This is a genomic window from Roseimaritima sediminicola (assembly GCF_009618275.1).
GTDB lineage: Bacteria > Planctomycetota > Planctomycetia > Pirellulales > Pirellulaceae > Roseimaritima > Roseimaritima sediminicola.
On sequence record NZ_WIAD01000082.1, the window covers coordinates 1 to 12236 of the forward strand.

Below are 12236 nucleotides of genomic sequence, written 5' to 3' on the forward strand. Positions count from 1 at the left end.
GCTCGGCGCTGCAGTTCGCAGCTCGGCCAGCACGCCTGTCGCGCGATCCGCGAACGGCTCGATGCCGGGCGGACCTCGCCGATGGCGGCCGGCAGGGACGCCTAGCAGGCGCGAGGCCATTACGAGACGCGGCAGACAATCGGTCGACATTCAGGCGACCTGGCTAGCGTTGTGCGCAAAGAGCATGCTTTGACGGCTGACGAGCAACCGTAGTGGTGCGAAATCGCAACACCGCGACGGCTGAGCTTCGGGGCGATGGGCCGGCGTTGGTGTTCGAAGTCCGTCGTTGGCATCTGTCGCTAGCCACCATACCTTCGCAGGCACTGTCCCCGACCGGGAGCGAGCACTGTCCCCGACCGGGAGCGAGCACTGTCCCCGGTCCGCAGTCCCCGAGCGCGTGCACTGTCCCCGCTCCGCACTCGCCCGCAGTCCCCGAGCGCGTGCACTGTCCCCGCTCCGCACTGTCCCCGCTCCGCACTCCGACTGAATCGAGATTTGAAAACGCATAAAACCGGGCGAAGGGTCAGAGTTAGGAAGGTCCGATTACACGTTGACCAGCTGCTGTAGGAATTCCTCTTCGGACCAGGTGACCGGAGGGGCTGGCAGAGGAACGTCTTCGGCGAGGCTGAGGGTACCGCGAATCAGGATGTCGCTGGGGCAGCTTTCAACTGCGGCTAATTCGCCGCCCAACGCTCGCACCAGGGCCTCAATCTCGGGACGCTGCAGCTTGCAAAACGCTCCGGTCACGCAGACGCGTTTGCCACGCAGCGACTGCACCATTTCGGCCCGCAGCATCAACCGATGCACATCCATCAAGGGCTGAGTCTGCTCGGCCGGATCCGCAGCCGTTTCCTGAACACGCGTCGCAGTTCCCCGCGAGCGGCTCGTTCGCCAGCGGCTCGAACGCGTGGATGACGAACCGCTTCGCCGCGACCGGGCACCGCGGTAACCCAGTGGACCACACTGCCCTGCTTCGATCTGCAGGCTTTGTTCTAGATCCGACAACGACCCACACCGTCGCTGTTCCGCCGCGGCGAGCAGGACGCGAGCACAGGCCCGCGAATCCTCTAACGCGTCGTGGTGCCGAAATTGAATGCCCAAACGCTCTGAAACCGGCTTCAAGCCGTAACGGCCCCACTGCGGCCAGGTGCGCCGGGCGATCAATCGGGTGCACGTAAAACGCAGTTCGGGAAGCGGCAAGCGATGGGTTTGCAAGCAGGCGTTCAAGACTTTGATATCAAAGGACGCATTGTGGGCGACCAAGGTGCGGCCCGCCATAAAGGACTCGATCTCGGGCCATAGATCACAGAACTCCGGCTCGTCCTCGACATCCTCGGGCCGAATTCCATGGATCCGAATATTCATTCCGCTGAAGAAAAAAGGCCGCGGCCGGATCAACCAACAACGCTGGTCGACCACTTCCCCGCCCTGCACCACGACCGCTGCCAATTGGCAAGCACTGTCGCTGCGGCGATTGGCGGTTTCGAAATCAAATGCCGTAAATTCCATCGTCCCGCGGTCGGTGGCGACCGGTCGAAGAGCTGTCTATCTAAAAAGTTGATTCCTTCCGTTATACATCGCCCGGTTGTTCGCTGTCATGCGCCGTTGTGCGAATCCACTGGCTCTGTCCCCGCACGCTGCTGTCCCCGGACAACTTATGCATGCCCTGTCCCCGGACGCCTGCTGTCCCCGCACGCTGCTCTGCACAGGGCCCGGACAACTTGTGCATGCACTGTCCCCGGACGCCTGTCTGTCCCCGGACGCCTGTGCCCGGACGCGTGCACTGTCCCCGGACGCCTGGGTGCGCATGCACTGTCCCCGGACGGCTTATGCATGCACTGTCCCCGGACAACTTATGCATGCACTGTTCCCCGGACGGCTGTTCTTCGCTGTCATGCGCTGTTGTGCGAATCCACTGGCTCTGTCCCCGCACGCTGCTGTCCCCGGACAACTCTGCTCTGCACTGTCCCCGGACAACTTGTGCATGCACTGTCCCCGGACAACGTATGCATGCACTGTCCCCGGACGGCTGTCCCCGGACGGCTGTTCCCGGACGCCCGGGTGTGCATGCCCTGTCCCCGGACGCGTTGTGCACTGTCCCCGGACGGTTGTGGTACGCAACTAGCTCTTTGCACTATGGCAGTGCCATAGAGTCCGCTACGAGTGATCGGTTCTAATGCCGCGACGATTGCAGGGGGCAAATCGAGTGTTAGAATGCTCACTGTCCATCCTTGGTTTGGTGTGTGAGGTTAGAGTCCTCATCAGACCTTGGATGGACATTTTTAACACTATCAAATGGGAAGCCTGCGGGGTTTAGGCAGGACGGAACTTAAGGGTTCTAGCGCTAGCGGCGGACGCTGGCCCATAGACGCTGGTAGATCCGCTGGACCAGCGAACGGGTGTCGCCGATGATCAGCATCCCTTGTTGGCCCGTGCGGAGGGTCGCCGCCGCTTCGGGCGACAGAGGCGAAACCGCTTCGGTATGCGGGCTGACCAACGTCCGCTCGCCCCCCCGCTCGGTCTCCAGCGGCGCAGCCAATGCCAGCGGCCCCCCGCTGCTGGCCGCCAGGGCCGGATGCGGCACGGACAAACTGGCCCGCGGCGCCGGCGGCGAGGGGATCACTTCCAACGTCATGCCGCCGCGCAGCCGAGCCGTCAGAGACCGTCCCGACTCGACCGCTTGCCGGTATCCCTGCAGATCGCCTCCATCGATCGCGGCCAACAGTTCCTTGTCGCGTTCCTCGGCCACTCGCACCACCTCGTCGCCCTGATGAAGGTAGGTTCCCCGCAACGTTTGCAGGCGAGGCGTGATGACACGCCCGCCGCGCGTCGCTCGGACCGTCAACGCGTCGACTTGCCGCTGCACTTCGGCCCGTTGCCGCCGCAGCGACGCGAGCTGTTCGGCCTGGGCGGTCGCCATCGCCTGTTCGCCCTGATTCTGCAGCTTGCGGTGCCGAACGCGAGTCGCTTGGATGTCCAGGTCCAGTGACGCCAACCGCGCTCGTAGAGACGGATCGTCCATTTCTACCAGTACCTCGCCGACGCGGACACGGTCGCCACTGCGAACCGGCACGTCGACGACGAATCCGTCGCTGGCCGCCCGAGCAACCTGCTCGTCCTGGTACCGAACCACCACCGGAATGCGACGCCCCAGCGGCGAAGGCAAGCAGGCCAACAGCACCAACAGCATGACGATGCCCCCACTGACAACGCGTAAGCGGCGGCGATACTGCGGCCACTCGGGCAACTCCCGCAGCCCCGCGATCCAACGCTGCAGCGGCAGCACGACCCACAACAGCACGGCCGCTGCGCCGATCACCAAGCCGATCGCCCCGGCCCAAAACAGGATGCCCCACACCATGCTGCTCATCCAGATCACCTGGAACAACACCGACAAGACCGCGTGCCAGAAGGCGGTGGTGCGTTGCCAACCGTGCAGCAAACTGGGTTGCGGTTCGCGCCCCAATAACCATGCCTGACACTTGCCAGAGAACATCCGCCGGCCATGCATCCGCAGGTTCGGAATCCCCAAGAAATCCGCCAGCACGTAGTAACCGTCCAGCCGCAGCAGCGGGTTCGCGTTGACCAACAGCGTGGCCGGGCCGGTCAGCACGGCCACCTGCGCCGCCACGTAACGCAGCGTCAAATCGCTGCTGAGCATCCAGACCCAGACGGCGATCGCGGCGATAGCCAGTTCGAAGTACACACCGGCCAGGGCGATCTGCATCCGCGCCCAACGCCGCGGCAGACGCCAGGCGTCGGTGACGTCGACATAGGCCAGCGGTGCGAACATGAACAGGATCACTCCCGCGTTGCCGACCCGCACGCCTTGGCGACGGGCGGCGACGGCGTGACCGGATTCGTGAATCACTTTGGCGATCAACCAGATCCCCACCAACAACGGCCAGGCGTGGGGCGAGAACAATTGATGCAGTTCGCCCTGCCACTCGCCGCGGTGCCGAGCCGCTTGCCACAGCCCGCTCAGCACCAACAGGCTCCACAGCACCACACCCAGGGGCGAGAACAGGCGGTGCAGCCAGGCGGTCAGACGCACGGCCGCTCGGTCGGCCGCAAACAACGGAATCCGTTGGCTGACCAAACCGGCCAGCATCCGCGGCAACATGGGCGTCGGCGGCGGCCCTTCCGGACTGACTCCACCGGTTTCCCCGTCCTCGCGAACCACTTCGGCCAAGCCGTTTTTGACCAGCGAAGAAAGAAAGATCGCGATGTCCTCGGCGGTCCAAATCACCCCTAACTGCTGAAGTTCCGCCGCCAGCTGTTCGATCGAGCGACGGCCATCGAGCAGCCGCGCGATTTCCAGTTCGGCCACGCCAAAGTGGTAGTACTTGCCGCGCTGCGTATCGTGACAGACGTAGGCCGGCCGGCCGGCCGAAGGTTGGCTGCGAAAATGCAGGCCGTCGCGCAGCCGTACCGGCGCGGCATCCGCAGCTGGGTCTCCGAGGGCCGGGTCATCCAGCGCCGGATCATTCAGCGCCGGATCACTCAGCGCTGGATCCCCGAACGCTGGGTCGGTTTCCGGAGTGGGCGGTTTGAAAAACGCGGAGCCGCTCATCCCTACCACCCCACGGCCCGGAACAAGGTTTCCATGAGATTGCGAAGCGGCTTCCAGCCCAGCGGTCGACGCGGCCCATAGAGGGTCGCAAAACCGCGCATGCCCGGACGCAGTTGGTCGTCGGGATTGTCGATCTGCCAAGAGGCTACGAAGACGTTTTCGTTGTTGCGGATCTCCGCGGCCGGGTTCAGCGTCGCCAATTGGCCGCGTATCAACCGCGTCGGTAGAGCGCTGAAACGCACCTGGGCTGAGGCGCCGGGCCGAACGAACAGGACCTCGTTCTCGGGAACCGCCACTTCGACTCGCATCGCATTGAGCGGTGCCACTTCCAGGAGCGTTTGACCGGTCTCCAGCGGCGAACCGACCGCCCGGCGCAAATCCCCGCTGACCACGATCCCATCGATCGGACTGCGCACCAACAGATCTTCCAAGCGTCGCTGCAGCAGATCGATCTGGTGTTGCAATTGGCGGACGTGCAGCTGGGCCAGTTGGGCGTCGGCGATCTCGCCTTTGGCCAGGGCGACGGATTGTTGTTTGGCGGCCTGAGCCTGTTCGGCGAGCAGGGATTCGCGTTCGATCTGCAGCGGTCGGCCGTCCAGGGACAACAGCACTTGCGACTTTCGGACTCGATCGCCCGGCCGCACGTGGCAGTCCCGCAGCGTGGCATCGAACGGCGCGGCGATCAAACGCTGTTGGACCGGTTCCAGGGTCGCGGCACAGCGAACGCGGTAGGAAATCGGCAACAGGGCGACGACCAGTAGGACCAGCAAGGCCAGCATGGCGAAGCGGGATCGCAGGCCCTGCATCCACGAGCCGACTCGGCCCACGGCCAACACCGGACGGCTGGCCAGCACGGCCGCCAGCGGAGCGGCCACGGGCAGGATTTGCTGGAAGGTGTGCGGTGCGGCGGCGCTATCGTCCGGCATCCAGATCACCACGTGACGCAGCGTCGTTTTCTGGGGCAGGATCAGAAAGTGGTGGCCATCGACGTACAACATCACGCCGTGGGAATTGGATTCCGAATCGTCGGCGTCGCGGGGCAAGCGGTGACCGTTGATGTGATCGATCCCGCCGCCGGCGCTGCGCAGTCGCGGCCACATGACGGCCAAGTCATGATACAGCGAGCTCTCCATCCCCAAGCGGCCCAGCCGCCCGTCAAGGACCTCCTTCAACTTGTCGCCGCCGCGAGCGACGCGCAGCTTGCCGCCGGGATAGAGCTGTTCCAGACGTTGAGCCAGGACCGCCAGCGCAGCGGCCCGCGTCGGTTGGTCGGCCAGGTCCGCCAACAGCGTCACCCAGCGGAGATCAACCGCCGCAGGGGATTCATCCGCCGCGTCCGCGGTCGGTGCTTGCTGCGTCGAGAGCAGCGAACTCATTTCATCATCCGTGATTCACCGAGGGCTTGTTGCGAGTTTCCCGGCTGCAGGTGGACCGTACAGCGATCGCCCGCCCGGCACCGGCCCACCGGCGTATCGAGCAGGGCCTTGATCTGCACCGTACCGCTCTGTCCGTCGATCACCGGCGACACGGTCAGGATGGTGGCGGACACCGACTGCCGCGGAGCGGTGGTCAGCACGCGAACGCGGTCGCCGATATTGTTTCGCGAGACCAGACGAGCCGGGATATTCACGACGGCCACCAGACTTTCATCGGAGATCAATCGCACGATGTCGGGATCGGTGGGCGAAACGTGTTCGCCGGCCTCGCGAAAGATTTTGGCGATCACGCCCGAGATCGGGGCGGTGATCGTCCGCCGCTGCAACATGGCTCGGGCCCGCGTCAGTTCGGCGTGCCGCATCGCGATCTCTTCCTGGGCGGCCAACAGGCGGCCGGCTGCCATCTCCAGGTCCGCTTCGGCTCGCCGCAATTCATCGGGACGCGTCAGTCCCTCGGCGGCCAATTGCTGCAGTTGCTGCGCGCGATGCTTGTGCAGTTGGTACTCGACCTTGGCCGCATCGACCGTCCCTTGCATGCTGGCCGCCGTCTCGGCGATGTCCACGGCGATCCGCTGCAGTTGATCGTCCAGCACGGCGATCGTCTGCCCGGCTTCCACGCGATCGCCGAGGGCGACCGCCAGCTCCGCGATCACACCGATTTCCCCGGCCGCCACCTGGACGTCGTGCAGCGGTTCGATAAAGCCGTCGAATTCCGGCGTGCCCTGTTGGGCGCCCGCCGGGACTGCCAGCAAACCCAGCAGCCAGCACATTGCGGCTAGGCACAGCGATGGTTTCATAGAGATCATCCTTGATCATACGCTTCGATGAAACAGCAGCGGTCAATGAGACAGCAGCCGTTAATGAGACAGCAGTAGAGTTCCCATCGACAGTTGCAGGCGAATTAATGAGGACAGGTACTGCACCTCGGCTTCTACCAATTGTTCTTCGGCGGACGTGCGACTTTGTTGGGCTTCCAATAGATCCTGAACGACCAAACCGATGGTTGTGCCGCCACCGCCGAGCAGTTCCCAGCGTCGCTGGAGGTACTTCTCTTCGGCCCGGGCGGCGGCCAGCGTCTGGCGCCGGTGTTGGATCATCTCCAACGCCATGTTCACCTCGCGCAGGGCAATCTCCACTTCGGAACGCGTCGTCAACATCGCCTGCCGGACGGCTTGAACCTGTTTTTGGTAAGCGGCCGTGGCGGCCCGGTGTCTGGCATGCGCGGCCCGGCGACCGACCGGCAGTTCGAACTGCAAGCCGGCGGAGAAGCCGGGTTCGCCTTCGGTAAACTGGTCGGCCAGCGATCCGCCGATGTCCTGGTTTCCGTTCAGCCCCAGGACGTAGGTATCGACCAGAGCGTCCAACTGCGGCAGCAATTGATTTCGACTTACCCGTAACTGCAAAGCCGCATTCTCCAATTCCGCCGCGGCGATTGCCACCTCCGGGCGGTGCTGCAAGCCCTGGGTGACCGCTTGGCGGACGTCCAGCGGGAACGGTTCGCAAGCGGGAATGCTGTTGGGAATCAGTTCGTCGACCCGCTCGGGGGAAAGCGCCGGCGAACCGACCAACATCGTGATCCGCGTTTGTTCGTTCTGCAGATCGGTACGGGTGCGCAGCAGCTCCGCCCGCCGCAGCGCCACCTGTTCGCGGACTCGCAGGCATTCCGCTTCGCCGGTGTCCAGCCGCTGGCGGCCGGAGATGATCCGTTGCAGTTCTTCGCCGCGACGGACCAGGTCCTGTTGTTGGATGTAGTGGCTGCGGTACATGTACAGCCGCCAATAGGACAACATTAATTCGGCCAGCGTGTTCTGCATCTCCAGTAACGAATCACCCCGCGCGATCTGAGCGTCCAGCTGGGCTTCGACAATCAGACGCTGGTTGTAGATCTCCCCTGCCCCGGCCATCAACGGCTGCGTCAGACTGATCCCCAGCCGCGTGTTGCCCTGGTGCCGGGGGATGAAGAACAGGCTGTTGCTGTCCAGCAGGCCGATTCTCTGGGTGACTTCCCAGCGAGCACCATGACGCATCGTGCGGCGCAGTCCGAACTGGGCGTTCCAATCCCGTTGGCGGAGTCGCGACGGACCACCGGTTTCCAAGGAGTTGCCCACCGGGTCGCTGGTCCGGCCGTAGCTGGAATCCAACAGCATGCTCGAATCGAAAGCGGCGTCCTGGATGATGACGCCTTCGCGGGCGATCTGTACCTCCTGGGCAATGCCCAGGATCCGCGGCGAATGGGCCAGCGTGTCGGTTACCAGAGTTCCCAAATCGAACCGCACCCAGCGGCTTTCTTCCAGCAGCGGCTCCGACAGAGACGGTTTCCACCAGGCGGCGGCGGCCGCTTGCACTTCGGCCGCCTGGGGCTCGACCAACAGCAGCTTGCGAGCTGGATCCTGAATGGGTTGCGGCGTGACCGACCCGGACGGCTCGGTGGAATCGTCCTCCCGAGCCCCCGGAATCAGATCCGGCGGCAGCGGTTCGACTCGCAGGGCGTCCGACGGCAGCTGCTCCGACGGCAACGATTGCGGCTTCGGCAGACGTTTGGGACGCCCCGGCTCACCCACACCGCTGGCTCCGTCCGGCGCAGCGGCCAGCGGCAGCGATGCGCAGAGCAGCGCTGCGCATGCGAGCCAGCAAGCATTTATGCCGATTTGCCACCGCATTGACGCATCCGGTCGGGGTAATTCGGGGGGTGTGGTGGGTCTACCATGACCGCGCACCTCGGTATCTGTTTCGGCACAATCGGTACATTGACTAAGCTGAGATTGCCCCGGAGCCAAGTGGGTGGACGAGTCCCCGGCTCGCAATCGGTCGAGGCGTTGCGGGCGGCGCAACCGGCAGTCTTTGACAGCGATGTTTTCGCTTGGCCAGCGATCGGTCATCCTTCGGCAGTCGTCGCTGTGCCGCCGGTTCAACCGCGTTGATCCCTAGGATCCGCAGTTTGCGGTGATTTTGGCGGCGTGCTGGCCCCCTGAGGTGAGGGCCTCGGTCTTGGTGGGCACGCCTCTTTTCTGCGGGTTTCTTCCGCAGGGCGCAAAAGAAAAAGCAACACTTTGCTGCCGTATACACCTAGCCAGACCTTCCGTCTGCCACCTCCATAGACCCCGACCGACCGATGTCGTGGACTCCGTAACCGCCCCGTGATCAAAATCCTCCTTCAATCGCTTCGACTCGCCTTCGCGCTGGTGTGCGTGGGGGTGGGCTTGATCCTGACCGGCCAGTGGCTGGGAGTGGTGCCCGATGCGCGATTGGTTGAGATGGACGGTCGCAAACGTCAGTGCGAGGCGATCGCGGTCAACACGGCAACGATGGTGCGTGAGCAGAGTTGGCCCGCGCTGGAAGCTTCGCTCAAAGCGATCGCCAAGCGCGACGACGCACTGGTCTCCCTGGGGATCCGGACCGACTCGGGTTACTTGCGATTGCAGACCGACCAGCACGACCCGGCCTGGCAGCTGGCCAAAAGCGACCACAGCGTTACGCCGGAGTTTCCCACGGGACTGGACGCGGTGGAAGTGCCGATCACGGTCAACCAGCGACGCTGGGGACAGGTGGAATTGTGCTATCGAGCACTCTCGCCGCCGGGCGTGGCCTCGCTGTGGAGCCATCCGGTGGTCCGTCTGGTCGGGTTCTTTGCCCTGGCCGGGATGGGCGCTTACACCTTCTTTGCGGCGCGGATCTTCGGTCTGTTCGACAATACCCAAGTTGTTCCCGACCGCGTCCGCCAGGCCCTGGACACGCTGGCCGAAGGGTTGTTGGTCCTGAATGAAAAAGAACAGATCCTGTTGGCCAACAAAGCGTTTTGCGAAAACACCATGCTGGCCAATGACGAGCTGCAGGATCGCCGGGTGGGCGAGCTGCCCTGGGTGGACAAGGAACGTCGGGATCCCAGCGAATACCCCTGGGCCCGCGCCCTGGCCCAATCCAAACCGCAATCCGAAGAACTGCTGCGGTTTCGTTTGGCCGATGGCAACCTACGCATCTTCTCGGCCAACAGTGCGCCGATCGTCGCCGGCGATGGCAGCAACCGCGGGACGCTGGCCACGTTTCGCGACGTCACGCAGATCGAAGAGCAACGGGCCGAGATGGTGCAGATGTTGTCGGTGCTGCAGTCCAGCCGAGACGAGATCAAACAGAAGAACAAAGAACTGGAGCTGTTGGCCACACAGGACTCGCTGACCGGTTGTTTGAACCGCCGCGCCTTCTTCGAACGCCTGGCGCACCACTGGGCCGTCGCTCACAAACAGCGTCTGCCGTTGTCGTGCATCATGATCGACAACGACTTTTTCAAGAACGTCAACGACACCTACGGCCACCACGCCGGGGACGAACTGCTGCGCGCGGTCTCGGCGCTGCTCCGCGAGATGCATCAGGACACGGATCTGGTGTGTCGTTACGGCGGGGAAGAATTTTGTGTGGTCCTGCCCGGACGAGACATCCGTCAGGCCGAACGGCAAGCCGAACAGATTCGCTTGCGAATCGAAGCCATTCGACTGTCCGAATACCAGGAGCTGCGCACCACGGCCAGCCTGGGCGTGACGGATCTGAGCCACGAGCCCAGCGATCCGCAGGACTTGATCAACCAGGCCGACCGCTGTCTGTACGTGGCGAAGCGTCAGGGCCGCAACCGAGTCATCGTCTACCTGCCCCAGTTCGCCGCCATGGACGTGGACGAGTCGCAGGTCTCGCGTACGCGGGAAGAGGACGTGGACGCGACCGTTTCGATCCCCTTCCAAGCCGTGATGGCCTTGGTTTCGGCGTTGGCATTTCGCGATGCGGAAACCGCCGAGCACAGCCGCCGCGTGGCCGACCTGGCCGTCACCGCCGCCGCGGGCCTGCTGGACCAACGTCAAACGTACCTGCTGGAAATCGCCGCGTTGCTGCACGATATCGGCAAGATCGGCGTGCCCGACAACGTGCTGCTGAAACCGGGCAAGTTGACCGAGGAAGAATGGAAACTGATGGGCAAGCACGATCGTATCGGCGTGGAGATCGTCGCCGGAACGTTCAACTGTGACCCTCTTTCCGAAATCATTCGCACGCATCATGCGTTCTTCGGCGGTCGTGGCCGGGCGTCGGGGTTGCCCACCGGGCAAGATATTCCGCTGGCCGCGCGGTTGTTGACCATCTGCGATTCCTACGACGCCATCGTCAGCGATCGGCCTTACCGCAAGGGACGCAGCCATGAGGTCGCCGTAGAAGAACTGCGGCGCTGTGCGGGTACCCAGTTCGATCCGGAAATCGTCGAACACTTTGTCGACGCGATCGAGAACAAGCCGCGGCACTCGGCCGCGACCGGATTGTCGGTGCCCAAACATACGGCGCTGCAGCTGGGCCTACAGATCGAACGATTGGCCGAAGCTCTGGACGAACGCGATGCCGATGGGCTGCACGCCCTGGCCTCCCGAGTCGCTCAGGTGGCTCGCCGCAGCGGCGTCGAGCCGATCGCGGTGGCGGCCGAGCGTTTGGAAGCCGAAGCGGGCAGCGACGACTCGGACTGGATGCACCTGCTGGGCTCGACCGTCGAACTGCTGGACCTGTGCCGGTCCACCCAGACGGTGTTCCTGGCCGACAAGACGACCGTGTAGTTGTTGGTTGTTGGTTGTTGGTTGTTGGTTGTTGGTTGTTGGTTGTTGGTAGCGAGCTTGGGTTGTACTCGTGCTCAATTTTAGATCTGCTGGCTCCGGCGGATTCTATGTAGGGCTCGGAGCGGTCAAATGCAACATTTTCTCCCCTCTCCCCCGCGGCGCCGCGAGCGTCAGCGAGTGAAGCAGTGGTGGGAGAGGGGCCGGGGGTGAGGGGGCTCGGGTGCAACGGAATGCCTGTTTGCGTACGCCTTTCCGATCCCCGCACCGTAGCGAGACACTGCACTAGTGCTGCTGCTCTGCATTCCCCCTCACCCCCAACCCCTCTCCCCCGAAGCCTGACTCGCTTAGGCTCGCCAGGCTTCGGGGGAGAGGGGAGAAAACGATTCTTCTCCATACATAGATTCCGCCGGAGTCAGGAGATTTGAGATTTGCTGGCTCCGGCGGTTTCTATGGATGGCTCGGAGCGGTCAAATGCAACATTTTCTCCCCTCTCCCCCGCGGCGCCGCGAGCGTCAGCGAGTGAAGCAGTGGTGGGAGAGGGGCCGGGGGTGAGGGGGCTCGGGTGCAACGGAATGGCTGTTTGCGTACGCCTTTCCGATTCCCGCACCGCATCGAGACACTGTACTGGTGCTGCTGCTCTGCATT

At 63.8% G+C, this 12236-nt stretch carries 6 protein-coding genes; 1 reads left to right on the top strand and 5 read right to left on the bottom strand.

Annotation, left to right across the window (positions count from 1 at the left end; all coding sequences use genetic code 11):
* Positions 1-543 precede the first annotated feature (543 nt).
* The 5 genes from GE027_RS21730 to GE027_RS21750 form a co-directional block, all read right to left on the bottom strand.
* Entirely contained in the window at positions 544-1509 is a 966-nt protein-coding gene (locus GE027_RS21730) for an exonuclease domain-containing protein (protein WP_153559335.1), read from the bottom strand.
* 835 nt (positions 1510-2344) lie between these two features.
* The gene (locus GE027_RS21735) at positions 2345-4573 is read right to left on the bottom strand and encodes a site-2 protease family protein (RefSeq protein WP_153559336.1); all 2229 of its coding nucleotides are present in this window, start codon (positions 4571-4573) and stop codon (positions 2345-2347) included.
* Positions 4574-4575: 2 nt separating this feature from the next.
* The gene (locus GE027_RS21740) at positions 4576-5949 is read right to left on the bottom strand and encodes an efflux RND transporter periplasmic adaptor subunit (RefSeq protein ID WP_153559337.1); all 1374 of its coding nucleotides are present in this window, start codon (positions 5947-5949) and stop codon (positions 4576-4578) included.
* A complete protein-coding gene (locus tag GE027_RS21745) occupies positions 5946-6806 on the bottom strand; it encodes an efflux RND transporter periplasmic adaptor subunit (RefSeq protein WP_162006867.1) in 861 nt (286 codons plus the stop codon). Before GE027_RS21745 ends, GE027_RS21740 begins: the two co-directional genes overlap by 4 nt.
* 60 nt (positions 6807-6866) lie before the next feature.
* Positions 6867-8669 carry a TolC family protein gene (locus GE027_RS21750; RefSeq protein WP_162006869.1) on the bottom strand — a complete coding sequence of 601 codons (1803 nt, stop codon included), beginning with the start codon at positions 8667-8669 and terminating at the stop codon, positions 6867-6869.
* A 477-nt stretch (positions 8670-9146) separates the two neighbouring features.
* Here GE027_RS21750 and GE027_RS21755 point away from each other — a divergent pair, with 477 nt between their 5' ends.
* On the top strand, positions 9147-11591 hold the full coding sequence (locus tag GE027_RS21755; protein WP_237607721.1) for a sensor domain-containing diguanylate cyclase/phosphohydrolase: 2445 nt from the start codon (positions 9147-9149) through the stop codon (positions 11589-11591).
* Positions 11592-12236: the final 645 nt, after the last annotated feature.